At 70.2% G+C, this 24,857-nt stretch carries 28 protein-coding genes; 5 read left to right on the top strand and 23 right to left on the bottom strand.

Going from position 1 to position 24,857, the window contains the following annotated elements; translation table 11 throughout:
* Positions 1–61: 61 nt before the first annotated feature.
* Positions 62–829, bottom strand: a complete 768-nt coding sequence (locus AB0F52_RS22230; RefSeq protein ID WP_360173945.1) for an enoyl-CoA hydratase-related protein — start codon at positions 827–829, stop codon at positions 62–64.
* Complete coding sequence (locus AB0F52_RS22225; RefSeq protein WP_360173942.1) at positions 808–1,797, bottom strand: helix-turn-helix domain-containing protein; 990 nt, start codon at positions 1,795–1,797, stop codon at positions 808–810. Before AB0F52_RS22225 ends, AB0F52_RS22230 begins: the two co-directional genes overlap by 22 nt.
* A 72-nt stretch (positions 1,798–1,869) precedes the next feature.
* Between AB0F52_RS22225 and AB0F52_RS22220 the strand changes: the two genes are divergently transcribed.
* Positions 1,870–2,430 carry a cysteine hydrolase family protein gene (locus tag AB0F52_RS22220; protein ID WP_360173939.1) on the top strand — a complete coding sequence of 187 codons (561 nt, stop codon included), beginning with the start codon at positions 1,870–1,872 and terminating at the stop codon, positions 2,428–2,430.
* On the opposite strand, the gene AB0F52_RS22215 is transcribed toward AB0F52_RS22220, so the two are convergent.
* The 4 genes from AB0F52_RS22215 to AB0F52_RS22200 form a co-directional block, all read right to left on the bottom strand.
* Positions 2,423–4,441, bottom strand: coding sequence for a protein meaA (locus AB0F52_RS22215; protein ID WP_360173936.1), 2,019 nt, complete (start codon positions 4,439–4,441; stop codon positions 2,423–2,425). The two genes, AB0F52_RS22220 and AB0F52_RS22215, sit on opposite strands and share 8 nt — an antisense overlap.
* An 85-nt stretch (positions 4,442–4,526) precedes the next feature.
* Positions 4,527–5,033: a hypothetical protein gene (locus AB0F52_RS22210; RefSeq protein WP_360173933.1), complete on the bottom strand. Its 507-nt coding sequence runs from the start codon at positions 5,031–5,033 to the stop codon at positions 4,527–4,529.
* Between the two features lie 55 nt (positions 5,034–5,088).
* Positions 5,089–5,610, bottom strand: coding sequence for a PH domain-containing protein (locus AB0F52_RS22205; RefSeq protein ID WP_360173930.1), 522 nt, complete (start codon positions 5,608–5,610; stop codon positions 5,089–5,091).
* A 9-nt stretch (positions 5,611–5,619) separates the two neighbouring features.
* Positions 5,620–6,783 (bottom strand): transposase family protein, encoded by a 1,164-nt coding sequence (locus tag AB0F52_RS22200; protein ID WP_360173927.1) that lies wholly within the window; start codon positions 6,781–6,783, stop codon positions 5,620–5,622.
* Positions 6,784–7,187: 404 nt separating this feature from the next.
* Between AB0F52_RS22200 and AB0F52_RS22195 the strand changes: the two genes are divergently transcribed.
* Positions 7,188–7,814: a LysE family translocator gene (locus tag AB0F52_RS22195; protein ID WP_360173924.1), complete on the top strand. Its 627-nt coding sequence runs from the start codon at positions 7,188–7,190 to the stop codon at positions 7,812–7,814.
* Positions 7,814–8,440 carry a LysE family translocator gene (locus AB0F52_RS22190; protein ID WP_360173922.1) on the top strand — a complete coding sequence of 209 codons (627 nt, stop codon included), beginning with the start codon at positions 7,814–7,816 and terminating at the stop codon, positions 8,438–8,440. The genes AB0F52_RS22195 and AB0F52_RS22190 overlap by 1 nt, the downstream gene beginning before the upstream one ends.
* Here the strand turns inward: AB0F52_RS22190 and AB0F52_RS22185 are convergent.
* Genes AB0F52_RS22185 through AB0F52_RS22175 form a run of 3 tightly spaced genes read right to left on the bottom strand, consistent with a single transcriptional unit; the run spans position 8,437 to position 10,917 of the window.
* Positions 8,437–9,627 carry an alpha/beta fold hydrolase gene (locus AB0F52_RS22185; RefSeq protein ID WP_360173920.1) on the bottom strand — a complete coding sequence of 397 codons (1,191 nt, stop codon included), beginning with the start codon at positions 9,625–9,627 and terminating at the stop codon, positions 8,437–8,439. The two genes, AB0F52_RS22190 and AB0F52_RS22185, sit on opposite strands and share 4 nt — an antisense overlap.
* Positions 9,624–10,442, bottom strand: coding sequence for an NAD(P)H-binding protein (locus AB0F52_RS22180; protein ID WP_360173918.1), 819 nt, complete (start codon positions 10,440–10,442; stop codon positions 9,624–9,626). Before AB0F52_RS22180 ends, AB0F52_RS22185 begins: the two co-directional genes overlap by 4 nt.
* Positions 10,435–10,917 (bottom strand): nuclear transport factor 2 family protein, encoded by a 483-nt coding sequence (locus AB0F52_RS22175; protein WP_360173915.1) that lies wholly within the window; start codon positions 10,915–10,917, stop codon positions 10,435–10,437. Before AB0F52_RS22175 ends, AB0F52_RS22180 begins: the two co-directional genes overlap by 8 nt.
* Positions 10,918–10,960: 43 nt before the next feature.
* Here AB0F52_RS22175 and AB0F52_RS22170 point away from each other — a divergent pair, with 43 nt between their 5' ends.
* The gene (locus AB0F52_RS22170; RefSeq protein ID WP_360173912.1) at positions 10,961–11,554 is read left to right on the top strand and encodes a TetR/AcrR family transcriptional regulator; all 594 of its coding nucleotides are present in this window, start codon (positions 10,961–10,963) and stop codon (positions 11,552–11,554) included.
* 1 nt (position 11,555) lies between these two features.
* On the opposite strand, the gene murA is transcribed toward AB0F52_RS22170, so the two are convergent.
* Positions 11,556–12,830: a UDP-N-acetylglucosamine 1-carboxyvinyltransferase gene (gene murA, locus AB0F52_RS22165; protein ID WP_360173909.1), complete on the bottom strand. Its 1,275-nt coding sequence runs from the start codon at positions 12,828–12,830 to the stop codon at positions 11,556–11,558.
* 61 nt (positions 12,831–12,891) lie between these two features.
* On the opposite strand from murA, the gene AB0F52_RS22160 reads away from it, so the two are divergent.
* Positions 12,892–13,464: a cob(I)yrinic acid a,c-diamide adenosyltransferase gene (locus tag AB0F52_RS22160; RefSeq protein ID WP_360173906.1), complete on the top strand. Its 573-nt coding sequence runs from the start codon at positions 12,892–12,894 to the stop codon at positions 13,462–13,464.
* Here AB0F52_RS22160 and aroA read toward each other — a convergent pair.
* The 13 genes from aroA to AB0F52_RS22095 form a co-directional block, all read right to left on the bottom strand.
* Positions 13,461–14,699 carry a 3-phosphoshikimate 1-carboxyvinyltransferase gene (gene aroA, locus AB0F52_RS22155; RefSeq protein ID WP_360173903.1) on the bottom strand — a complete coding sequence of 413 codons (1,239 nt, stop codon included), beginning with the start codon at positions 14,697–14,699 and terminating at the stop codon, positions 13,461–13,463. The two genes, AB0F52_RS22160 and aroA, sit on opposite strands and share 4 nt — an antisense overlap.
* Before the next feature lie 9 nt (positions 14,700–14,708).
* Complete coding sequence (locus AB0F52_RS22150; protein WP_360173900.1) at positions 14,709–15,029, bottom strand: putative quinol monooxygenase; 321 nt, start codon at positions 15,027–15,029, stop codon at positions 14,709–14,711.
* A 65-nt stretch (positions 15,030–15,094) separates the two neighbouring features.
* The gene (locus tag AB0F52_RS22145; RefSeq protein WP_013229520.1) at positions 15,095–15,529 is read right to left on the bottom strand and encodes a DUF2550 domain-containing protein; all 435 of its coding nucleotides are present in this window, start codon (positions 15,527–15,529) and stop codon (positions 15,095–15,097) included.
* Between the two features lie 25 nt (positions 15,530–15,554).
* Positions 15,555–15,911, bottom strand: coding sequence for a F0F1 ATP synthase subunit epsilon (locus AB0F52_RS22140; RefSeq protein WP_360174027.1), 357 nt, complete (start codon positions 15,909–15,911; stop codon positions 15,555–15,557).
* Between the two features lie 136 nt (positions 15,912–16,047).
* Positions 16,048–17,475, bottom strand: coding sequence for a F0F1 ATP synthase subunit beta (atpD, locus tag AB0F52_RS22135; protein ID WP_103344263.1), 1,428 nt, complete (start codon positions 17,473–17,475; stop codon positions 16,048–16,050).
* On the bottom strand, positions 17,475–18,422 hold the full coding sequence (locus AB0F52_RS22130; protein ID WP_360173895.1) for a F0F1 ATP synthase subunit gamma: 948 nt from the start codon (positions 18,420–18,422) through the stop codon (positions 17,475–17,477). Before AB0F52_RS22130 ends, atpD begins: the two co-directional genes overlap by 1 nt.
* Positions 18,423–18,433: 11 nt before the next feature.
* On the bottom strand, positions 18,434–20,074 hold the full coding sequence (gene atpA, locus AB0F52_RS22125) for a F0F1 ATP synthase subunit alpha (RefSeq protein WP_360173892.1): 1,641 nt from the start codon (positions 20,072–20,074) through the stop codon (positions 18,434–18,436).
* Positions 20,075–20,131: 57 nt separating this feature from the next.
* Positions 20,132–20,956, bottom strand: coding sequence for a F0F1 ATP synthase subunit delta (locus tag AB0F52_RS22120; protein ID WP_360173889.1), 825 nt, complete (start codon positions 20,954–20,956; stop codon positions 20,132–20,134).
* 6 nt (positions 20,957–20,962) lie between these two features.
* Positions 20,963–21,520: a F0F1 ATP synthase subunit B gene (locus tag AB0F52_RS22115; RefSeq protein WP_360173886.1), complete on the bottom strand. Its 558-nt coding sequence runs from the start codon at positions 21,518–21,520 to the stop codon at positions 20,963–20,965.
* Between the two features lie 30 nt (positions 21,521–21,550).
* On the bottom strand, positions 21,551–21,808 hold the full coding sequence (locus AB0F52_RS22110) for an ATP F0F1 synthase subunit C (protein WP_026468506.1): 258 nt from the start codon (positions 21,806–21,808) through the stop codon (positions 21,551–21,553).
* Between the two features lie 55 nt (positions 21,809–21,863).
* The gene (atpB, locus tag AB0F52_RS22105; RefSeq protein WP_360173883.1) at positions 21,864–22,664 is read right to left on the bottom strand and encodes a F0F1 ATP synthase subunit A; all 801 of its coding nucleotides are present in this window, start codon (positions 22,662–22,664) and stop codon (positions 21,864–21,866) included.
* A 510-nt stretch (positions 22,665–23,174) separates the two neighbouring features.
* Positions 23,175–23,618, bottom strand: a complete 444-nt coding sequence (locus tag AB0F52_RS22100) for a hypothetical protein (protein ID WP_360173880.1) — start codon at positions 23,616–23,618, stop codon at positions 23,175–23,177.
* A gap of 47 nt (positions 23,619–23,665) precedes the next feature.
* The gene (locus AB0F52_RS22095) at positions 23,666–24,823 is read right to left on the bottom strand and encodes an MraY family glycosyltransferase (protein WP_013229530.1); all 1,158 of its coding nucleotides are present in this window, start codon (positions 24,821–24,823) and stop codon (positions 23,666–23,668) included.
* Between the last annotated feature and the right edge of the window lie 34 nt (positions 24,824–24,857).

Genomic DNA, 24,857 nt, shown 5'->3' with positions numbered 1-24,857 from the left:
CATACCATACCGTATGGTACGGCCCTCGAGCACGAAGAAACCCGGCCGGAGCCGGGAGGGTTCAGTCGGGCCAGGAGGGCTTGCGCTTCTCGAGGAACGCCGCCATGCCTTCACGGGCGCCGGGCAGCTGCGACGCCGCCGCCATGACCTCCAGCGCGATCGCGTACGCGTCGACCTCGGGCCGGTCGAGCTGGGCGTACAGCGTCACCTTGCCCATCGTCTTGCTGGCGCGGCTGCCGCGCGTCGCCCGCGCCAGCAGGTCCCCGACGGCGTCGTCGAGGTGGTCGTCGGGCACCACCCGGTTGACCAGGCCCCAGTCGAGCGCGGTCGCCGCGTCGATGACGTCGCCGGTCAGCGCCAGCTCCATCAGCCGCTTGCGGCCGATGGCGCGCGCCACCGGCACCGCCGGCGTGTGGCAGAACCAGCCGCCCTTGCCGCCCGGCAGCGCGAAGCCCGCCGACTCGGCGGCCACGGCCAGGTCGCACGACGCCACGAGCTGACAACCCGCCGCGGTGGCCAGGCCCTGCACCCGCGCGATGACCACCTGCGGGATCGACTGCATCGTCTTCATCAGGTCGGTGCACAACGCCAGCAGCTCGCGCACGCCCATCAGGTCGCGCTTGGCCACGTCGCCGAAGTCGTGCCCCGCGGAGAACACCGGTCCCGCGCCGGCCAGCACGACGCCGGTCGCGTCGGACGTCCCCGCCGCGCGGAACGCGGCGAGCAGCTCGGCGAGGTGGTCCGCGGACAGCGAGTTGCGCCGCTCCGGCCGGTTCATGGTGATCGTGACGGTGTCGCCGTCCCGGCTCATCTGGAGGTGCTCGTACATTCCCCGACCGTAGCCCCTCCGGACCGGAAAGTGCGCCGATAGCCGTCCGGGCCGACGCCGACCTCGGCCCGCATCCGCCGGCGCAGGTTGGCCGCCGTGCCCAGCCCCGATCGCTCGGCGACGCGCTCGACCGGCAGCGCCGTCGTCTCCAGCAGGCGCTGCGCGTACCGGACGCGCTGGACGCGCAGCCAGCGCCCCGGCGTGACGCCGGTGGCCGCCGCGAACTCGCGGTGGAACGTCCGTTCGCTCATCCGCGCGTGCCCGACCAGGTCCTCGACCCCGATCCCGGCGCCGAGGCGGGCCAGCGCCCAGTCCATTGTGGACGCCATGCCGGGCTGGGCCGACGACGGCGGCGGCAACGGGCTGTCGACGTACTGGCGCTGCCCACCCTCGCGAGCGGGCGGCATCACCAGCCGGCGCGCCAGCCTGGCGGCGACGTCGGCGCCGTGGTCGCGCCGGACCAGGTACAGGCAGAGGTCGAGGCCGCCGACGACGCCCGCGGACGTCAGGACCCCGCCGTCGTCGGTGTAGAGCACGTCACGCTGCAAATCCGCCCGCGGGGCGACGCCGGCGAGCGTGTCGAGGTCGCGCCAGTGCGTGGTGGCCGGGCGGCCGTCGAGCAGGGCGGCGGCGGCCAGCGTGAACGCGCCGGAGCACAGCCCGGCGACCGTGCGCCCGTCCCGGTGGGCCCGCCGCAACGCCGTGACCGCCGATGCGGGCACCGGCGCGAGAGGATCGTCGCGGCCCGGCGCCAGCACGAGGTCGCAGCCCTCGAGCCCGGCGAGCCCGTGCGTGGCCGCGACGTCACCGAACGGCGATGTCGGGGTCCGCACCCGGCCCGGGCTGCACAGGCGCACGGTGAACGGGCCGATGCCGCTGTCGGTCCGGTCCTGGCCCCAGACCTCGCCGATCACCGCGAGGTCGAACATCCGGGTGCCCGGCAGCAGGAGGACGCCGATCGTGCGCATGGCAGAAAAGTACCGCATCGCGCGCCTTCTGCCACTCCCCTTGCCGTGCCTGGGACGGCAACACTCGGCACCATGACCGAAACGGCACTCATCCTGATCGACGTCCAGCGCGGGTTCGACGACCCGGAATTCTGGGGCCCGCGCAACAACCCGGGCGCCGAGGCGAACATGAAGGCCCTGCTCGACGCGTGGCAGGAGCGGCGGCTGCCGGTGGTGCTGGTGCACCACGACTCGCCGAAGCCCGGCTCGCCGCTGCGCCCCGGGCAGCCGGGCAACGACTTCAAGCCCGAACTCGACGGCGCGCGGCCGGACCTCGTCTTCGGCAAGCGGGTCAACTCGGCCTTCATCGGCGACGTCGACCTCGACGCGTGGCTGCGCAAGCGCGGCATCACGAGCTTCGTGCTGGCGGGCATCCAGACGAACTTCTGCTGTGAGACCACCGCGCGGATGGGCGGGAACCTCGGCTACGACGTCACGTTCGCCCTCGACGCCACGTTCACGTTCGACCTCGAAGGCCCCGACGGCAGCGTGCTCGCCGCCGACGAGCTGTCCCGCGCGACGGCGACCAACCTGCACGGTGGCGGCTTCGCCACCGTGCAGTCCACAAAGGACATCCTCGCCGAACTCAGCTGAGGCCGTTCCGCTCCCGGATCAGGCTGACGATGCCGTCCATGATCCCGGTGAGCTCGTAGTCCTTCGGCGTGAACACCCGGGCGATGCCGCGTTCGGTCAGCAGCGCGGCATCGTCCGGCGGGATGATCCCGCCGACGATCACCGGCACGTCGCCGGCGCCTGCCGCCCGCAGGCCGTCGACGACGTGCGGGACGACCTCGAGGTGCGAACCGGAGAGCACGGAAAGCCCGACGACGTGCACGCCTTCCTGCACCGCGGCGGCGACGATCTGCTCGGGCGTCAGCCGGATGCCCTGGTAGACGACCTCGAAACCGACGTCGCGCGCCCGGACGGCGACCTGCTCGGCGCCGTTGGAGTGCCCGTCCAAGCCCGGCTTGCCGACCAGGATGCGCAGCCGCTCGCCCAGCTCCGCCCCGGTTTCCCGGACCCGCGCGCGCACCCGCTCCAGCTCGGGGTCGCCCACGCCGGCGACCGCGGCGGCGGACACACCGGTGGGCGCCCGGTATTCGCCGAACACCTCGCGCAGCGCGCCGGCCCACTCGCCGGTGGTCACGCCGGCCCGCGCACAGTCCACAGTGGCCTCGAAGAGGTTCTCCGTGGTCCGCGCGCGTTCCTTCAGCGTGGCCAGCGACCGCTCGACGGCGTCGTTGTTCCGCGCGGCGCGCCATTCCTCGATGGCGGTGACGGCGGCCTTCTCGACGGCGGGGTCGATCGTCTCGATCGCCTTCGCCCCCTCGGCCTGCAGCGGCGACGGCTCGGTCGTCCCGAACTTGTTGACCCCGACCAGGACCCGCTCGCCGTTCTCCATCTCGCGGCGGTACTCGGCCAGCGAGGCGACCAGCTGCGACTTCATGTAGCCGCTCTCCACCGCGGCGACCGCGCCGCCGAGGTCCTGCACGCGCGCGATCTCCTCGCGGGCACCGGCCATGATCTCGTCGACCTTGGCCTGGATGACGTGCGAGCCGTCGAAGATGTCCTCGTACTCCAGCAGGTCCGTCTCGAACGCGAGCACCTGCTGCATCCGCAGCGCCCACTGCTGGTCCCACGGCCGCGGCAGGCCGAGGGCTTCGTTCCACGCGGGCAGCTGGATCGCGCGGGCGCGGGCACCGCGGGAGAGCGACACCGCGAGCATCTCGAGCACGATCCGCTGGACGTTGTTCTCCGGCTGGGCTTCGGTGAGGCCCAGCGAGTTGACCTGCACGCCGTAGCGCAGCCGGCGGGCCTTGGGATCCGTTACGCCGTACCGGTCCCGCGTGAGCTCGTCCCAGAGCGCGGTGAACGCGCGCATCTTGGCCATCTCCTCGACGAACCGGACGCCGGCGTTGACGAAGAACGAGATCCGCGCGACGACCTTCGCCATGTCGGCCGCGTCGACCTGCCCCGAATCGCGGACGGCGTCGAGCACGGCGATCGCGGTGCACAGCGCGTACGCGACCTCCTGCGTCGGCGTCGCGCCGGCTTCCTGCAGGTGGTAGCTGCAGATGTTGATCGGGTTCCACTTGGGGACGTGGTGCACGGTCCAGGCGATCACGTCGGTGATCAGCCGCAGGCTCGGCCCCGGCGGGAAGATGTAGGTCCCGCGGGACAGGTACTCCTTGATGATGTCGTTCTGCGTGGTGCCGGCGAGCTTCGCGAGCACCTCGTCGACGTCCCGCCCCTCGGCTTCGGCCTGCTCGCGCGCCACGGAGACGTACAGCGCGAGCAGCCACATGGCCGGGGCGTTGATGGTCATCGACGTGTTGGCTTCGGCGAGCGGGATGCCGTCGAAGAGCCGCCGCATGTCGCCGAGGTGCGACACCGGGACGCCGACCTTGCCGACCTCACCGCGGGAGAGCTGGTGATCCGGGTCGTAGCCGGTCTGGGTGGGCAGGTCGAACGCCACCGAGAGGCCGGTCTGCCCCTTCGCGAGGTTGCGCCGGTACAGCTCGTTCGACGCGGCCGCGGACGAGTGACCCGCGTAGGTCCGCATCACCCACGGTCGGTCTCGCTCGCGGTCCGTTGGGTACGGCACTGGACACCTCCGGCGGTGGACGTTTCGTCGAGTGTACCGACCGGTAACTTATGGTGGCAGTGCAATCGGACACGTCCGGGTGACGTCAGTCCTGCGCCCGCACGATCAGGGCACCCAGCCCGTCGGCGTCCGGCACGTCGAACAGCTCGATCGGGGCCGCTCCACCCCGCTTCGGCATCGAGTAGCCGATCAGGTTCACGGACGCGTCCCGCCTCGTGAGGGTGAGCCTGCCGCCGCCGTCCTGGTCGCGCCGGACGACCGGCGGCTCCAGCTCACTCAGGTACTCGTACGCGCGGGTGCGGCCCGAGACGCGGTCGGCCACCACGACCCGCTGGTCGGTCACCGCGTACACCTCGCGGCGCGTCGTCCGGAGCCGCCAGAGCACCGGCCCCCAGACGACGGCGAGCCCGACGATCCCCAAGGTCACGGCCACCCCCGGGGCCGGCAGCCCGATGGCGGCGGCGAACCCCGCCACCATGACCGAGCCGAAGACGATGCGGTACCACTCGAGACCCGTCGGGGCGATCCGCCGCGGCCGTCCCGACCACAGCAGCCGCTCACCCGGTTCCAGGGCGATCAACGGTTCGTCCACGGCGACCTCCTCTTTGCCGGGCTGACGCTCCGGGAGGCCGTGCGGGTTGCCCGGCTCAGGCGGCCGGGCTGTCCGCTTCCGGCGGGGCCTGGCGGGCCTTGGCCTCGTCGATCGCCTTGGTGAGCAGGTCGCGGACCCGCTTGGGCTCGCCGATGCCCATCAGCGTCACGGTTCCCGGGCCGCCGAAGGCGATGGTTCCGGTGCGGGACGGCCCCGCCTTGAGCACCGGGGCCGGCAGGCCGGCCAGCTCGCTGGAGCGTTCCTTCTGCCGGAACAGGCCCGAACGCGCGATGATCCGGCTGTCCGTCAGCGCGTAGGTGGTGCGCCCGAGCGCGAGGTACCGGACGACCGACCGGCCGACAGCCCCGTAGCAGCCGAGCACCAGCGCGACCACCGCGGCGGCCATGGTGAGGCCGCTCGGCTGCTTCGTGAGCAGGAACCAAAGGGAGGCGGCGGCGAGGACGAGACCCGCCGGGGCGATCACCCCGTCCGCGGCGACGTAGAGCGGGCGCTGGACCGGCTCCCCCGCCCAGAGCACGCGTTCACCGGGCAGAAGATCGATTTCGCCTGCTGACATGGCCGAACACTACTCTGCCGGAGCGTCTCCCGCCGAGTCCCGCGCGCGCCGCACATGCTTGTGCACCCTGTGTGCGTGGCTGATCGCGCGGAGCACCAGGTCGCGTTCGGCGGACCGGTCGATGTGGACGTTCCGGCGCCGTCGCCGGTCTTCCGCGCCGGCGAAGGTGATCGTGCCGGTGCTGTCGGAGCACCGGGGCGGGCAGCTCGGCGGCGTCCTGCTGCCGCTGGGCGAAGAACGCGCAGATCCCGCCGAGGCGATCAGGAAGACGGCGCCCGTGACGTGCCCGCCGAGGGCGACCCGGCCGGTGCCGCCCGCGGCCTCCGCCCCCAAACAGGAGCCCCCATCCTCTCCCAGGGTTCCGCCAAAGTCGGTTGTGCTGGTCATGGGGTGATTCCGTAGAGGGTGAGTGGTTGGGTGGTGTCTTAGGCCATGTGCCGTGGCGCTCCGGCGCTGGTGTGGCCGGCCTTGCGCAGGGCGCTGATGGCCAGGTTGCGCAGGGTGGCCATGGCTCGGGACCGGTGCCGGTGCGGACGCGGGAGGCGTCTTCCCGGTATGTGACGTCGCGGACCCGGTGCAGCCGGTTTTCGGTTTCCCAGTGACGGCGCAGGTAGGTGGCAATGGTGGCCGGGCTGGTGTCTGCGGGCAGGCTGGTGATGCCGTAGCCGGTATGAGTGTGGCGGGTGCCGGTAGCGCGGTCGGTGCGGTAGCGGGTGATCTGGAAGACCCTGGGCGGTGGCGGGGAAGCCGAGGTCGTCGGGCGCGGGCAGGATTTCGATGGTGCGCCGTGACCTGCTGCTGGGCCAGCACGGTTCCGTTCCGGTGCGTGAGCACGGACAGCAGATGAACACCGGCTCCGCCGGCGCGGGGGAAGGTGCCGCGCAGTGCTTTGCCGTCCACCGCGATCGCCGGTGGGATGTCTGCGGTGGTGGTGATCCAGCCGCTGATCGCAGCGTCGAGGTCGTCGCCGTCAATGTCACAGAGCACTCGCCGCATGGTGGCCTCATCCGGTGCGATGTGCCGGTCGCGCCGGGGATCGAACCGGGTGCCCAGCCGGGCCAGTACACGCTGCGGTGCGTCCGCGGCCCATTCCCCGATCGCCGTGAACGACTGCGCGCCCGCCGCGACCGCTGCCGCGGCCAGCGCCAGGATCGATACCAGCGAATGCCGCACCCCGCGCCGTTTCCGCGGGTCGGGTCTCAAGGCCAGAGATATTCACGCAGGTCAGCTACCTGATCGAGGTCAGCGCAGGCCAGTCGGGTCAACACGGTCGGGAGGGGAGAAGATGCAATGGCAGGCACGGCTCTCTCACAGACCATGGGCTTCGACAACCACATGATCAGCACTGCCTACAACGACACGACGTTGCCGGAACCCTGCCACCCTCTCCGGGGCGTGCCCAAGTCCAGTCTATCGGCCGGGGCGGACGAAATCGGCGGAAAGCCCCTCCGGCGGCCGACTTGTCCACACCGTGCGCGAGATGTGGACTGTGACCGACTGTGCGACCGGCTGTGGGACCGACTGTGTGACCGAAATCCGCGAGACCGGGCCGGTCCCGTCGGTTAGCGTGGGCAGCCGTGACGTGGAGTTCGTACGGGAGTTACCTGGTCATCGTGGTCTTGATCGTGCTCGCGCCGGGGCCGGACACGATGGTCATGCTCAAGAACGCGCTGTCCGGCGGGTTCCGGGGCGGGCTGCTCGCGTCGCTGGGCATCTTCGCCGGCAACGCCGTGCAGGGCAGCGCCGCGGCGCTGGGGCTCGGTGTCCTCATCGCCCGCTCGCAGCCGGTGTTCCTCGCGCTCAAGTGGGCCGGCGCGGCCTACCTCGTCTTCCTCGGCGTCCAGGCGCTGCGCGGCGCGTTCCGCGGCAGCTACCACGCCGTCGAAGAGGCCCAGCGACGGCGGGGTGGCGGGTTCCGGCGGTTCCGCGAAGGCTTCCTCTCCAACATCACCAACCCGAAGGTGCTGGTGCTGTACCTGTCCGTGCTGCCGCAGTTCCTCGATCCGGGGCGCACCACGACGTGGGACGCGCTCGCGCTGGCCTATACCGTCGCCGTGCTCGGTGTGCTGTGGCTGCTGGTGCTGCTGGTGTTCGTGCACCGCGTGCGGGCGTGGCTGGAGCGCCGCCGGGTGCGCCGGGCGCTGGACGGCGTCACCGGTACCGCGCTGCTCGGCTTCGGCGCCGCCCTCGCCCTGGAGGCCTGATGACCTGGAGCACCTACGCGGGATTCGCCGGGATGATGGCGTTCCTGGCGATGATGCCGGGCCCGGACACGATGGTCGTGCTGAAGAACGCCCTGACCGGCGGCGCCCGCGGCGGCGGCTGGGCGTGCGCGGGGATCACCGTCGCGAACTTCCTGCAGGGCACGGCGGCGGCGCTCGGCCTGGGCGCGGTGATCACCCGCTACCGCCCGGTGTTCGAAACGGTGAAGTGGCTCGGCGCCGCTTACCTCGTCTTCCTCGGTGTCCAGGCCCTCCGCGGCGCCTGGCGCGGGAACTACGAGGCCCTCGACGACGTCCGGCGGGCCCGCGCCTCCCGCGGACGGCGGTTCCGCGAAGGGTTCCTGTCCAACATCACCAACCCCAAGGTGATCGTGCTGTACCTGTCGGTGCTGCCGCAGTTCCTGACGCCGGGCGTGACGGACCAGGGCGACGCGCTGCTGCTGGCGTACACGGTCGCGGCCCTGGGCGTCGTGTGGCAGGTGCTGCTGCTGTTCTTCGTGCACCGGGTCCGTGGCTGGCTGGGGCAGTGGAAGGTGCGCCGGGCGATGGACGGCGCGACGGGCACCGCGCTGGTGGGCTTCGGCGCGGCGCTCGCCCTCGAAGGTTAAAGCGTCCGGTCCAGCCAGTCGTAGATCCGGCCCGTCGCCAGCCGCTGGGCGCCGACGTGGCAGTGCGCGTCCGCGCCCTCCTCCGCCGTGAACGTCAGCAGCGTCTTCGGTGCCTCCAAGTGCGCGTACAGCCGTCGGGGCTCGGTCTCCCGCGAACCGCCGAAGAAGAGGTCGTCGGCCGCTTCGCAGACCAGGACCGGGCAGGTGATCTTCTCCGCCACGCCGTCTTCGAGCGTGTACTCCAGGTACTTCGCGACGAACTCGCGGTCGGTCGCCGCGCCCAGCACGTAACGGCCGTGGTCGCACGCCCAGCGCAGCGTCGGGCTCGTTCGACGCCCCGCGGCGAGCAGCGCGTCGAACTCCTCGTCGTGCGGCGCCCGGGCCCGGCGCACGATCTCCTCGCGCGGCCACGGCAGCATCGACGTCACCGCGGCACCCGCGTCGTACACGCCGTCCACCGCGACCACCGCGGCCAGGCGGGGCTCGAACGCCGCCGCGCGCGGAGCCAGCATGCCGCCCAAGCTCACGCCGAGCAGTGCGATGCGCGCCGGGTCGACTCCGTCGAGCGCCAGCGCGAAGTCCACCACCGGCGTCACCACGTGCTCCCAGTCCGGGCGGAACAGGAGCTTCTCGCGCCGGACCGCGCTCGGCTGGCCGGGGCCGTCGAACGTCAGAACGTGATAGCCGTGCGAAGCGCCGGCCGCCGCGCCCAGGTGGTGCAGTTCCTCGGCGCTGCCGTCGAAACCGTTGTGCATGATCAGCAACGGCTTCGGGCCGTCACCCGGCGCGCGGTAGAAGTAGCCGTGCAAAATCGTGCCGTCGTAAGGGATTTCGACCGGCTCGGCCACCCCCGCGCGCCGGAAGCACTCGACGCTGCGGTCGTACGCCGCCGCGATCCGCGGGTCCGCCGGGTTGCCGTGCAGGAAGAATTCCGAGGAGAAGTAGTACGTCGACGCGCGCAGCAGCAGGTCCCGCGCGGTGACCGGCCCCGCCTCGGCCGCTTCGGCGTACAGCCGGTCGGCCAGCGCGCGGTAGGCGTCGTGCCAGCTGTCGTAGTCGCCCGGCGTCACCGTCGAGGCCGCCGCGAGGACCTCGCCGAAGTCCGAGCCGCCGTAGGCCGCGTGCCCGAACAGGCGCAGGGTTTCGAACCAGAACTGGACGTCGTCTTCGAACATCAGCTGCTTCACCGGATCTCCTCCTGCACAAAAGTTTCGAACGACCGGGCCGGCCGTCCGGTGACCTGCTCGACGACCGTGGTGACGCGGTCTTCGGCGCCGCGGCGGACGTCCTCGTCGAGGGCGGCCAGCACGCGGGCGAGCTCGGCGGGAATCCCCGACGCCGTCACGTACTCGGCGAACTCGGCCGTGCCGACGGCGCGGTGCCGCACCGGGCGGCCGAGGTGCGCGGCCACGATCGCGGCCGCTTCGGCGTAGCTCAAGGCAGCCGGTCCGGTCAGGACGTGTCCGGTGTTGTGCGGTACCGGATCGGTCAGCGCGCGGACGGCGACCGCCGCGATGTCGCCGGCGTCGACGAACGCGACCCGGGCGTCGCCGGTGGCCGTGACGATCTCGCCGTCCCGCACGCCCTGGGCGACCAGGTGCTCGCCGGTGAAGTTCTGCATGAACCAGGACGGCCTGAGCACGGCCCACTCCGGCGCCGCGCGCACCAGTCGCTGCAGTGCGCCGAGCCCGGGCGTGTCCTCGGTGACGGCCGACGAGCTGAGCAGGACGACTCGCCGCACGCCCGCATCGAGGGCGTCCGCCAGGAACGGCTCCACCAACGCCGCGGGCGAAGCCTCGCCGATCGGAGCCAGCAGGTACACCGCGGAGGCGCCGCGCAGCGCGGCGGCGTGGGTCGAGCGGTCGGCCCAGTCGAACCGGACCTGACCGGGCTCCGCCGGCTTCCTCGTGGCCGCCCGGGCCGGGACTCCCGCGGCGCGCAGGCCCGCGACGACCCGGCGGCCGGTCGTGCCGGTGCCGCCGAGGACCAGGACGTCAGCCACGGTCGCCCCCGGCGAAGGCCGCCGTCAGCTCTTCGACGCCGCCGAGGACCTCGGCTGCGGCCAGCGGGCTCCAGTAGTCGCGGTAGCTGCGGATCTCGCCGTCTTCGACGGTGATCACGGCGATGTAGGACAGCTCGTACGGCTTCCGCGTCGCCACCACGACCCCGGCGACGGTGAACTCGACCACGACCACGGCCGGGTCGCTGGTTTCGTGCACGGTCTTCGCGGTGACTTCCCGGATGTCGAGCAGGTTCGGGTAGTCGCGCAGGTATTCGCGGATCGCGTCTCGCCCTTCGACGCGCTTCGGGTAGCCCGGCCCGGCGAACGGGAACTCGAGGACGCCGTCCTCGGCCCAGAGCCCGGCGAACCCGGCCATGTCGTGCTTCAGCAGCAACTCGAGCGCGTGCTCGACGAAGTCGTGCATCGCAGCCTCCTTCAACGTTCGGACGATACGGTACCGTCCCGTCGCAACCATAGACGGAACGGTACCGTCTCGTCCACCCGTTAGACTGCGATCCATGGCACGCACCCCGACCGGCGCCGCGGTCCTCCAGCCCGAGGTCACGCAGGCGATCACCGACGCCGTCCTGAACGAACTCGCCGAGCAGGGCTACGGGCGCCTGTCGATGGAAGCGGTGGCCAAGCGGGCGGGCGTCGGCAAGAGCGCGCTGTACCGCCGCTGGCGGTCGAAGCAGGAGATGATCACCGCGGTCGTGGCGGAGTTCAGCGTGGCCCGCGCGGCCGGCGCCGACACCGGTTCACTGCGCGGCGACCTGCGCGAAATGATGCAGGCCCTGATCGACTGGCTGACGCACCCGCTGTTTTCACGCATCCTGCCGGATCTGGTCGCCGAGGGCGTGCGAAACCCCGACACCGCGGAGAGCACGCGCACGAGCATCGGCGGGCCGCGGCGCGAGGTCGGCGAGGCGATGCTGCGCCGCGCCATCGCGCGCGGCGAACTGCCCGGAGACCTCGACATGGGGATGGCGCTGGACGTCTTGGCCGCGCCGATCTACTGGCGCCTGGTGGTCCGGCAGGCGCCCGCCGAGCCGGACTACCTGGACCGGCTCGTGGAGTACGCCCTGCGCGCACTGGGCGCGCAGGGCGGGTGACTCACTTCCGTTCGGGCTCGCCGGCGACGCGCTTGATGTTCGCGCCCAGGCGGTTCAGGTTCTCGACGAAGTGCGGGTAGCCGCGGTCGATGTGGAAGACGTCCCAGACCTCGGTGACGCCGTCGGCGCACAGGCCGGCGAGCACCAGCCCGGCGCCCGCGCGGATGTCCGACGCCCAGACCGGCGCGCTCGAAAGCCGTTCGACGCCGCGGACCACCGCGTGGTGGCCGTCCGTGCGGGCGTCGCCCGACAACCTGACCATCTCTTCGATGAAGCGGAACCGCGCCTCGTAGACGTTTTCCGTGATCATCGACGTGCCTTCCGACACCGCCGACAGCGCCACCGCGAACGGCTGCAGGTCGGTCGCGAAGCCGGGGTACGGCAGCGTCACCCAGTCGACCGCCTTCGGGCGCTCCGGCTGGACCACGCGGAAACCCTTGTCCCCGAACGTTTCGACGTCCGCGCCGGCCAGCTGGAGCTTGTTCAGCACCAGGTCGAGGTGGTGCGGGTTGACCCCGCGCACGGTGATGTCGCCGCGGGACATCGAGGCGGCGAACGCCCAGGTGGCGCCCACGATCCGGTCGCCGATCACGCTGTGCGTGGTCGGGTGCAGCTGCTCCACGCCGTGCACGGTCAGCGTCGACGTGCCGGCGCCTTCGATCTTCGCGCCCATCTCGATGAGCATCGTGCAGATGTCGACGATCTCCGGCTCGCGCGCGCAGTTGTCGATGACCGTGGTGCCCTCGGCCAGCACGGCCGCCATCAGGATGTTCTCGGTCGCACCGACGCTCGGGAAGTCCAGCCAGATCTGCGCGCCGACCAGCGTCTCGGCCTTCGCGACGACGCAGCCGTGCTCGATCGTGCTCGTCGCGCCCAGCTTGCGCAGGCCGTTCTGGTGCATGTCCAGCGGGCGCGAGCCGATCGCGTCGCCGCCCGGCAGCGCCACGACGGCCTGCTTCAGCCGGCCGACCAGCGGCCCCAGCACGCAGACGGACGCGCGCAGCTTGCCCATCGCCGCCGAATCCGCGCGGTGCGACAGCTCGGCCGGCGTCGTGATGGTGGCGGTGTCGCCCTCGATCACGACCTCGCAGCCGACGCTCCGCAGCACGTCGCCCATCAGCGGGACGTCGAGGATCTGCGGGCAGTTCGTGATGGTCGTGGTGCCCTCGGCCAGCAGTGCCGCGGCCATCAGCTTCAGCACGCTGTTCTTGGCGCCGACCACGTCGACCTCGCCGACCAGCCGGGCTCCGCCATGCACGTCGAAGTGCTCGCTCATGGCCGCCAATCATGCCCTCTCGCCCGGATTCGGCCCGGGCGGGGGCCGCTATGGTGGGTTCATGGTCGTTCGCATCAACCGCGTCTACACGAAGGTCGGCGACAACGGCACGACCGCGCTCGGCGACGGGTCCCGCGTGCCGAAGACGTCCCCGCGCCTGGGCGCGTACGCGGACACGGACGAGACGAACTCGGTGCTCGGCCTGGCCATCGCGGTCGGCGGCCTGCCGGCCGAGGTGACGGACGTGCTGCGCTCGGTGCAGAACGATCTCTTCGACGTCGGGGCCGACCTCTGCCTGCCGATCTCCGACGACCCGCCGTACCCGCCGCTGCGGATCACCGAGGAGTACGTCTCCCGGCTCGAGACCTGGTGCGACGAGTTCAACGAGCGCCTGCCGAAGCTGACGTCGTTCATCCTGCCGGGCGGCACGCCGGGGGCGGCGTTCCTGCACCAGGCGCGCACGGTGTCGCGACGCGCGGAGCGCTCGGCCTGGGCCCTCTACGAGACGGAGCCGGAGACGACGAACCCGATCGCCCTGAAGTACCTGAACCGGCTGTCGGACCTGCTGTTCATCCTCGCCCGGCTGGCCAATCCCGAGGGTGACGTGCTGTGGCAGCCGGGCGGGCAGCCCTAGATCCCCCAGCTCTGCCGCAGGGTCCCGAGCGCTTGGTGGAAGCCGGGGAAGGTCTTCTTCACGCACTCCGGATCATCCAGGGTCACTCCGTCGACCAGCAGGCCCGTGATGCTGAACGCCATTGCGATCCGGTGGTCGCGACGGCACGCCACCAGGGTGCCCGTGGGCTCCCCCGGCTGGATCTCGATCCAGTCGCGGCCCGTCTCGACGGCGATCCCCATCGCGCGCAGGTTCTCCTCGCACGCGTCGAGCCGGTCGCACTCCTTGATGCGCGTGTTGTAGACGTCCTCGATGCGCACCGGGCCGGAGGCGAACGGCGCGATCGCCGCCAAGGTCGGGACCGTGTCGGAGATGTCCCGCATGTTCACCGTGATGCCGCGCAGGCCGTCCGACGGGCCCGCGACCGTCACCGAGTCCGGCGTCAGGTCGACGTGCGCGCCCATCTCCCGCAGCACGTCGGCGAACTTCACGTCGCCCTGCAGGGCGTCCGAGCCGAGGCCCGGGATGGTCACTGTGCGGCCGGTGACCGCCGCCGCGGCCAGGAAGTAGCTCGCCGTCGACGCGTCCGGCTCCACCGGGTACTCGCACCCCTGGTACGGCTGCGCCGGGACCACGAACGTCTGCCCCTCGCGGCGGACGTCGACGCCGAAGCGGCGCATCATCTCCAGCGTGATCTCGACGTACGGCACCGACACGAGGTCGGTCACCGTGATCCGCAGGCCCTCCGCGGTCAGCGGCCCGACCAGCAGCAACGCCGTCAGGAACTGCGAGGACAACCCCGCGTCCAGGGTCAGCTCGCCGCCCTTGATGCCGTTCGCGCGGACCGTCAGCGGGTGGTGCCCCGGCTCGCCGCGGAACTCGAGGTCGACGCCCAGCTCCTGCAGGGCGTCGGTGAGCGGCCCGAGCGGGCGGCGGCGCATCTGGTCGGAGGCGTCGAAGCGGAAGGTGCCGGTGCCGGCCGCGGCCAGCGCGGGCAGGAACCGGGCCGTCGTGGCGCCGTCCCGGCAGAAGACGTCGGCTTCGGCGACCCCCGGACCCGACGGCCGGCCCTCGATGGTCCACTCGCCCGGCTGCCGGTCGACGCCGTAGCCGAGGTTGACCAGGCCCTCGGCGAAGCCCTCGGTGTCGTCCGAGTGCAACGGACGGCCGAGCACGGTGGTGCCGTGCGCGGCGGCGGCGAGGAACAGGCCACGGGCGGTGACGGACTTGGAGCCGGGGATCTCGACGAGAGTCACACCGTGAGTTTAGTGGGGGGAAATCTCGGCCATCGGGCCCCAGTCGGAGGCGTCCTGGACGTTGATGATCCGCGGGTTGTCGCTGATGTACGCACCCAGGTTCTCGACCGCCCACTTGAAGTGGTCGGAGCCGACGTGCGCGACGGCCGCGTCCTGGCCGTCGAAACCCTCGACCAGCACGTACGTGTTCTTGTCCTCGAGGCTGCGGGACCATTCGAAGAACCGGTTGCCGGCCTCGGCCCGGGTCTTCGCGGTGTAGTCCGCGACGAGGTCCGGCCAATTTTCCGCGTGCTCCGCCTTGACGGGGAACTTGACCACGATGAAAATCATGCGCTCAACCGTAGGCCAAGACCCTAGCCGCAACTGTCTCAGTTTGAGACAGTTATGGCTAGGGTTCAAGAGGCGCGCGGAAGGCGCCGCCCGGGTGGGGCGGATTCGAGCCACGAGAGGAACCCGGTGAGTGCGCCCGGGCCCATGGCGATTTCGATCGCCTCCTGGGTCTCCGACTCGCAGCGCAGGACCGTCGAGCCCTCGGGAACGGCGTAGGCCTCGGTGCCGGACGGGTCCCGGCGGTCGGCGATCTGCATGCTTTCGCGCTGGAAGACGCGGTCCGCGCCGGTGCGCAGGCTCCACACCCGGTACCAGACGAACTCGTCGCCCTCGTAGCGGCCGAGCCCCAGGTGCCAGCTGGACCGGGGGTTGTCCGGACGCCACCGCAGCGCGACGCTCACGCCGCCACCGCGGCGCATCCGGATCCACCGCTGGCCGTACCAGGCGGCCAGCACCGCGAGCACGATCAGGAGCCCTGCTACGACCACGGTGATCTTCACGGCCCGGCTCCTGCCCGTCTCGCGCTCAGGCCGTCTGGCCCGCTGCGCGGAGCTGGGCCGAGGCCCTCGCCCGCTCGATTTCGTCGTCCCCGGTCAGGGCCGCCTTCGCCGCTTCTACGTCGATCTCGTCCGAAAGCTCGGCGCTCTCGGCGAGGATGCTCACCCCGGTGCCGGTCACGGAGAGGAACCCGCCGTGGACGGCCGCGCAGACCGTCTCCCCGTCGGTGGTCGTCACCTTGACCACGCCACCCTCGACCAGCTGCCCGAGCACGGGTTCGTGACCGGCCATGATGCCGATCTCGCCCTCGGTGGTCTGGGCCACCACGAAAGTGGCAGTACCCGACCAGAGACGGCGCTCGACGGCCACCAGCTCCACGGACATCTCAGCCACGTAGCACTCCTTCGCTCGGGGTGTTACCACCGAGTGTAATAGGTCTGTCTCCTGGTATGAGAACGGCGGGGGCCGGAGTCCAAATAGGACACTGCCCCCGCCGCCCTCGACTGCGTCTTCTAGCGCATCACTTCTTGGTGATTTCCTTGTACTTCTTCTCGAGGTCCTCGAGGCCACCGATACCCAGGAACGCCTGCTCCGGGTAGTGGTCGAAGTCACCCTTGGTGATGCGGTCGAACGACTCGATGGTCTCCGACAGCGGCACCGTCGAGCCCGGGATCTGCGTGAACGCCTCGGCGACCAGCATGTTCTGCGACAGGAACCGCTCGATGCGGCGCGCGCGCTGAACGGTCAGCTTGTCCTCTTCCGACAGCTCGTCCATACCGAGGATCGCGATGATGTCCTGCAGTTCCTTGTACTTCTGCAGGATCCGGATGACCTCGGAGGCGACGCGGTAGTGGTCCTCACCGACGATGGCCGGGTCGAGGATCGTCGACGTCGACGCCAGCGGGTCCACCGCCGGGAAGATGCCCTTCTGGAACACCGACCGGGAGAGCTCGGTGGTGGCGTCCAGGTGGGCGAACGTCGCGGCCGGGGCGGGGTCGGTGTAGTCGTCCGCGGGGACGTAGATCGCCTGCATCGAGGTGATCGAGCGACCCCGGGTCGAGGTGATCCGCTCCTGCAGCTGCCCCATCTCGTCGGCCAGCGTCGGCTGGTAACCCACGGCCGACGGCATGCGGCCCAGCAGGGTCGACACCTCCGAGCCGGCCTGGGTGAACCGGAAGATGTTGTCGATGAACAGCAGCACGTCCTGGTTCTGGACGTCGCGGAAGTACTCCGCCATGGTCAGCGCGGACAGCGCGACCCGCATGCGGGTGCCCGGCGGCTCGTCCATCTGGCCGAAGATGAGGGCGGTGTCGTTGATGACGCCGTCCTCGGACATCTCCAGGAAGAGGTCGTTGCCCTCACGGGTGCGCTCGCCGACACCGGCGAACACCGAGGTACCACCGAAGTTCCGGGCGACGCGGGTGATCATCTCCTTGATGAGCACCGTCTTGCCGACGCCGGCACCGCCGAACAGGCCGATCTTGCCACCCTGGACGTACGGGGTGAGCAGGTCGACGACCTTGAGGCCGGTCTCCAGCATCTCGGTCTTGCCTTCGAGCTGGTCGAAGGACGGCGCGTTGCGGTGGATGCCCCAGCGCTCGAGGTCATCGCCGTAGCCGGGCTCGTCGAGGCACTCGCCGAGGGCGTTGTAGACGTGGCCCTTGACCTTGTCGCCGACCGGGACCGTGATCGGGCCGCCGGTGTCGGTGACCTCGGCGCCGCGCACCAGGCCGTCCTGCGGCTGCAGGGAGATGGTGCGGACGAGGTTGTCACCCAGGTGGGAGGCGACCTCGAGCGTCACCGTCTTGCGGAGCTGCTCGAACTCGATCTCGACCTTGAGGGCGTTGAACTGCTCGGGGACGGAACCGCGCGGGAACTCGACGTCGACGACCGGACCGGTCACCGACACGATGCGCCCCTTGGCGCGCGGGGCTTCAGTACTGGTCATCAATCATCACTTCCTGCTGCGGTGAGCGCGTTCGCGCCACCGACGATTTCGGAGATCTCCTGGGTGATCTGCGCCTGGCGGGCCTGGTTCATCTCCCGCGTCAGGTTGCCCACCAGGTCGTTCGCGTTGTCCGAGGCGGCCTTCATCGCCGTCCGGCGGGCGGCCAGCTCGGACGCCGCCGACTCGAGGAAGGCCGCGTAGAGCCGCGTGTTGATGTACTTCGGCAGCAGAGCGTCCAGCAGCGTGTCGGCACTCGGCTCGAACTCGTAGCTGGGGAGCAGGTCGCCCGGCTTCGGCTGCTGCTCCTCCTCGCCGTCGGTGTACTCGACCTCCAGCGGCGCGACGCGCTTGGCGACCGGCCGCTGGGTCAGCATCGACACGAACTCGGTGTAGACGATGTGGATCTCGTCGACACCCGTGACGCCGTCGGTGTTGCCGTGCTCGTCGTCGACACCGGCCATGAACGACTCGACCAGGGTCTCACCGGCCGCCACCGCGCCGGCGTAGGTCGGCTGGTCGGAGAAGCCCGTCCAGCTGTCCTCGACCGGGCGGTTGCGGAACCGGTAGTAGTTCAGGCCCTTGTTGCCCGTGACGTAGACCTGGGGCTCCTTGCCCTCCGAACGCAGAAGGGCGAGCAGCTCTTCGGTCGCGCGCAGCACGTTGGAGTTGTAGCCACCGCACTGGCCCTTGTCACTGGTCACGACCAGGACAGCGGCCCGCTTCGGGTTCGGACGCTCGACCAGCATCGGGTGGTCGAGGTTGGCCGCCGCACCGGCCAGCGCCGAGAGCACCTTGGTGATCTCGTCCGCGTACGGCCGGGAGGCAGCGACCTTCGCCCGCGCCTTGGTGATGCGCGCGGTGGCGATGAGCTCCATCGCCTTGGTGATCTTGCCGATCGACTTGGTCGCCTTGATGCGCGACCGGAGTTCCCGGAGTTGTGCGGCCATGAGCTATCAGCTCACTTCTTCGGGGCGGGCTTGTTGACCTTGACGGTCTCGTGCCCGACCTTGTCGGCGTCCATCGCGTCGGCGTCCGCCTCGACCAGGGACTTGCCCTCGGAGGTGGTGAACTCCTTCTTGAACTCGTTCACCGCGGCGACCAGCTTGTCGGCGGTCTCGTCCTCGAACTTGCCGCTCTCGCGGATCGTGTCGAGGATCTCGGCGTGCTTGCGGCGGGCCGAGTCGAGGAACTCGTGGTTGAAGCGGCGGACGTCCTCGGTCGGGACCGAGTCGTAGTGGCCGTTCGTGCCCAGCCACACCGTGCAGACCTGCTCCTCGACCGGGATCGGCGAGTACTGCGGCTGCTTGAGCACCTCGTACAGGCGGGCACCGCGCTCGAGCTGCGCCTTCGACGCGTCGTCGAGGTCCGAGGCGAAGGCCGCGAAGGCCTCCAGCTCGCGGTACTGCGACAGGTCGATCCGGAGCGAGCCGGAGACCGACTTCATCGCCTTGACCTGCGCGGCACCACCCACGCGGGACACCGAGATGCCCACGTCGATGGCCGGGCGCTGGCCGGCGTTGAACAGGTCGGACTGGAAGAAGCACTGGCCGTCGGTGATCGAGATGACGTTGGTCGGGATGTAGGCCGACACGTCGTTCGCCTTGGTCTCGATGATCGGGAGACCGGTCAGCGAGCCGGCGCCCAGCTCGTCCGACAGCTTCGCGCAGCGCTCCAGCAGGCGGGAGTGCAAGTAGAAGACGTCGCCGGGGAACGCTTCGCGGCCCGGCGGGCGGCGCAGCAGCAGCGAGATCGCGCGGTAGGCGTCCGCCTGCTTGGTCAGGTCGTCGAACACGATGAGGACGTGCTTGCCCTCGTACATCCAGTGCTGGCCGATGGCCGAGCCGGTGTACGGCGCGATCCACTTGAAGCCGGCGGAGTCCGAAGCCGGGGCCGCGACGATGGTGGTGTACTCCATCGCGCCGGAGTCCTCGAGGGACTTCTTGACCGCGGCGATCGTCGAGCCCTTCTGGCCGACGGCGACGTAGATGCAGCGAACCTGCTTCTTCGGGTCGCCGGTCTCCCAGTTGGCCTTCTGGTTGATGATCGTGTCCACGGCGACGGCGGTCTTGCCCGTCTTGCGGTCACCGATGATCAGCTGGCGCTGGCCGCGCCCGATCGGCGTCATCGCGTCGATGGCGGTGATGCCGGTCTGCAGCGGCTCCGACACCGGCTGGCGCTCGACCACCGAGGCGGCCTTCAGCTCCAGCGCGCGGCGGTCGGTGGTCTCGATCTCGCCGAGGCCGTCGATCGCCTGGCCCAGCGGGTTGACGACGCGGCCGAGGTAGCCGTCGCCGACCGGTACCGACAGGACCTGCCCGGTGCGCTTGACCTGCTGGCCCTCTTCGATGCTTTCGAAGTCACCGAGGATCGCGGCACCGATGGAGCGCGCGTCCAGGTTCAGGGCGACGCCCAGGACGCCGCCGGGGAACTCGAGCAGCTCGTTGGCCATGGCCGAGGGAAGGCCTTCGACGTGGGCGATGCCGTCACCCGCGTCGATCACGACGCCAACTTCTTCCCGGCTCACGTCCGGGGCGTAACTCGAGACGTAGTTCTCGATCGCGCTACGGATCTCATCCGAGGAGATCGTCAGCTCGGCCATGTCTTTCCCGCTCTCGCTTCGTTCTTGCCAGTATGCAAAGTCTTGTGTGACCTGGGGCTATGCCCGGGCCAGCCGCCTGCGCAACGCCGCGAGCTGTCCCGCCGCGCTCCCGTCGATGACCTCGTCGCCGACGCGGACGACGAGCCCGCCGCCGAGCCGGGGGTCGACCTCGACGTGCAGCGCGATCTGCCGCCCGTAGATGTCGTTGAGCTTCGCGCCCAGCTGGGCGGTCTGCTCGTCGGACAGGGCATTTGCGCTGGTCACGTAGGCGACCGAGCGCTGGCGCCGCTCCGCGGCCAGCTTGACCAGCTTGTCGAGCCCGACGCCGACGCCGCGGCCCTTGGCCCGGCGCACGACCTGCTCGACGAGGGTCTCGGTGACCACGTCCACCTTGTCGGCGAACAGCCCGCGCACCAGCGTGCGCTTCGCCTCGGCGGAACCGGTCAGGTCCGACAGCGCCTTCTCGAGCTCGGGGTGGTTGGCCACGACCCGCGCGACCTGGAAGAGCTGGGACTCGACGGTGTCGACGTTCCCGGTCTTCTCCGCCGAGGTGAGCAGGGCCGAGCGACCGAGCGACTCGAGCCCGTCGGTCAGCTCACGGGGGCTGGACCAGCGGCTGCCCGCCACGGCGTCGAGGACCTTGAGAGCCGGTTCGGACAGCTTGCCGTCGAACAGCCGGCGCACCAGCGCGGTGCGCGCCTCCGGCGCCGCCGAGGCGTCGCTCACCGCCCGGCGCAGGCCGATCTCCCGGTCCAGCAGGTCGACGACCGAGAGCAGCTCGTCGCCGACCGTGGCCGCGTCGGCTCCCGCATCGGCCAGAACCTCGCCGAGGCGTTCCTCGGCGAGGCCGAGCGCTTCACGGCTCGCAGCATGCAGCGTCATCTCTGGTTACTTCCCCGCTCCGTTGGAGGCACCCGAGGTCTCCAGCTCCGCCAGGAACCGGTCGACGGTGCCGCGGCGGCGCGCCTCGTCCTCGAGCGACTCGCCGACGATCCGGCTGGCCAGCTCGACGGCGTTGCGGCCCATGTCGGCCCGCAGCTCCGCGATGATCTGCGCCTTCTGGGCCTGCAGCTGGGCCTGCCCCTGGGCGACGATGCGCTGGGACTCGGCTTCCGCGTCGGCCCGCAGCTCCGCCTTGATCTGCTCGGCTTCGAGCCGGGCGTCGTCGCGGATCTTCGCGGCTTCGGTCCGGGCCTCCTGCAGCTGGGCCTTGTACTTGGCCAGCGCCTCTTCGGCCTCGGCCTGGGCCCGCTCGGCCTTCTCGATGCCTCCCTCGATCTTCTGCGCACGCTCTTCGTACGCGGCCTCGAAGCGAGGGACGACGTACTTCTTCAGAACGAGCAGCAGGATCACGAAGGCGACGATCCCGAGAATGACCTCGGGAATGTGCGGGATGATCGGGTTTGGCGCCTCTTCGGCGGCCAACACCAATTCAGTCTTCAGCACGACGTCTCCTTAAGCGATGAGCTGACGAACTCAGGCAGCGGAGGCGATGAAGTAGATGACGATACCGATCAGGGCCAGCACCTCGGTCAGCACGAAGGTCGAGAAGCCGATGCCCTGGAGCTTGCCCTGCGCCTCAGGCTGACGCGCGGTGCCGTTGATGACGGCGGCGAAGATCAGACCCACACCGATGCCCGGGCCGATCGCGCCCAGGCCGTAACCGATGGCGGCGAGACCGGGGTTGATGTTGACGGCCTGCTCCGCGGCCTGGGCCAGAACGATGTTGCTCACGTGCATTTCCCTTCACTTCGGTCCACGCGCTCGCGCGGATCGGGGGCTTGTGTTCTCAGTGCTCCGACGCCAGCGCGGCGCCGATGTACCCGGCCGACAGCAGGGCGAAGATGAAGGCCTGCAGCACCTGGATGAAGGCCTCGAGGAAAGTCATCAGGATCGCGAAGGCGAACGCCACCGGCGAGACGAGCTTCAGCCCGAACCCGTCGGTCTCGGTCAGCAGGAAAGTGCCGCCGAGGGTGAACACCATGATGATGAGGTGACCGGCGAACATCGCGGCGAACACTCGGATGGCGAGCGTGGCCGGCGCGATGAAGAACTTCTGCGCGAACTCGATCGTCGAAAACAGCGGCAGCACGAAGCCCGGCACTCCGGCCGGCGCGAGCTCCTTCTTCAGGTAACCCTTGAAGCCGTGGCGCTTGAAGCCGACGTAGTGGTACACCGGGTAGACGACCAGCACCGAGAGCGCGAGCGGGAAACCGATCCGCGCCATCGTCGGGAACTGGAAGAACGGGATGATCCCGAACAAGTTGTTCACCAGTACGAAGGTGAACAGCGCGAGGATCAGCGGGATGAACGGCTTGAAGTCCTTCGAGCCGATCTGTTCCCTGGCGATGTTGTTGCGGCCGAAGTCGTAGATGGATTCGGCGATGAACTGCGACTTGCCGGGGACGACCTTCAGCTTCCGGGACGCCAGTACGAAGTAGGCGATGATGATGACCACGGAGATCACCACGAGCAGCATCGGCTTGGTGAAGCTGCCCCAGTACCCGGAGCCGAAGAGAGGCGGCAGGTTGAAGTCCGCCACACCGGGGGGCTTGAATGTCTCACCCTCGGTCAGTACCAGCGCGCCCACTGGGCTCCTTCCGGTTCTCCCGGCCGGCGTTCACTCCGCCGGGGGAATCGTCACGATCTGGACTTAACGTACCCGATACGTATCGGGACGTCGGAGGCGGCTGCCCCACTGTGCGATGAACACGTCTTCACGTTCTGCACACGGGGTTGTCTCGCGTGAACACTGCCCTGCGGTCTACTTCGGACCAGCGGCCGGACGGCGGAACTACACGGTCGCCACTCTGCTGATCGCGGTTCGTCTGAGGGAGTGCGCGGTCGAGGCCACCACCCTTGACGCGGACCATACCAGCAGGTCAATCAGTGCCGGACAGGCGTACTCCTAACCAACCGATCAGCCCAGGACTTAGGTCCCGGGTGGTCCCGGGACCCAGGTCCGGTGCGGGCCGGGACCCGGTCCGGATCACCGCAGGCGAGGGGTCCCGGTCACCGTCCGCAGTCCGCACGAAAGCGCACCTTTGTGGCGCCGGTCACACTCGGGCGGCCGCAGGTGAGGGCACGAAGAGTAACGGCGTCAGGACGGGATGATCGTCGGGATCTTCGTCTTGCGGAAGGCGGCGAATTCGGCCGCGGCGGCGAGGAGAATGGCCACGATCATCGTGATGCCGAGCGACATCGGGTGCAGCGCGGTGACGCCCTTCAGCAGCGTCAGCGCCCCGAAGAGCAGGACGACCTTCACCACGTACCCGCCGAGCGCGATGACCATGACGAACATCGGGTCCTGGCCCGCGCTGAACTTCATCATGCCCAGCGTGGACAACGACGCCAGCATGGCGAGCACGCCGCCGACGAGCGAGCCCAGGAAGCCGGGCAGGCCGTTGAGGATGCTGAACAACGCGATGCACACTCCCACCGCGGGCGGGGTCACCAGCAGCGAGGCCTTCGTCATCGCGCGGGCCGCCTGCAGCACCACCTTGGCGTGCGGGTTCTCCTGCTCGTGCGTTTCGGCTTCGCTCACACCTGGCTCCCTGCTCGGTTGCCCCCGAGTGTAGAGACTCCCGCGGGTCAGGTCCCCGGCTGGTTGCGCGAGCGCAGCCGCGGGACGACCGAGACCACCACCGCGAACACCAGCCCGACGCCGATGATCCACAGCGCCGCGGCGTCGTCGAACAGCGTCACCGACACCGCGCCGAAGGCGAGGATGCCGGCCCACAAGTAGATCAGCAGGACCGCGCGGCGCTGGGAGTGACCGATTTCCAGCAGGCGGTGGTGCAGGTGCATCTTGTCGGCGGCGAACGGGCTTTCGCCGCGGCGGGTGCGCCGGACGACCGCCATGATCAGGTCCAGCATCGGCACGAACAGCACCGCGGCCACGACCACGAGCGGCGAGAGCAGCGCGATGGCGTCCTTGCCGCTGAACTGCGGGTACGGCACGCGCCCGGACGCCGACGTCGTCGCGCCCGCGAGCATCAGGCCGATCATCATCGAGCCGGAGTCGCCCATGAAGATCTTCGCGGGCTGGAAGTTGTACGGCAGGAAGCCCAGACACGCGCCGGCGAGCGTGGCCGCGATCAGCGCGGGCGGGTAGGTGCCGACGTCGCCGCCGGAGCTGTCGAGCAGGCCGAGGGAGAACGCGCAGGTGGCGGCGGCCGCGATGAACCCGAGGCCGCCGGCCAGCCCGTCGAGGCCGTCGACGAAGTTCATCGCGTTGACCATCACCACGACCATCACCACGGTGAGCAGCGCGCCCTGGTTCTTGTCGAGCACCAGCACCGAGCCGAACGAGGCGCCGGTGCCGCCCCACGGCACCCAGAACGACACCCACTGCACGCCGAAGATGACCAGGATCCCGGCGCACATGACCTGGCCGGCCAGCTTCGTCCAGGCGTCCAGCTCGAACCGGTCGTCGAGCGCGCCGATCAGGGAGATGACGCCCGCGGCCAGCAGCACGCCGACCGAGTCGAAGGAGGCGTCGAAGCCGTGCGACAGCGCGGGCAGCTGGTGGGCCAGGCCCATCGCGCCGGCGACGCCGAGGAAGATGCCGATCCCGCCCATCCGCGGGATCGGGGCGACGTGCACGTCACGGGCACGGGGGTTGGCGATCGCACCGACGCGGATCGCGATCCGGCGGACGACGCCGGTGAGCAGGTAGGTCACGGCCGTCGCGGTCAGCGCGACGAGGATGTATTCCCGGATGGGGAGGAGACCGGATGTGGGCGGCACGGGGACGTCACGCTCGCGAGGTCGGGGTCACCCG

The sequence above is a fragment of the Amycolatopsis sp. NPDC024027 genome (genome assembly GCF_040638975.1).
In the GTDB taxonomy this organism is placed as follows: domain Bacteria; phylum Actinomycetota; class Actinomycetes; order Mycobacteriales; family Pseudonocardiaceae; genus Amycolatopsis.
Note: the sequence above shows the minus strand (reverse complement) of the source record. Positions and strands in the feature narration are given on the sequence as shown.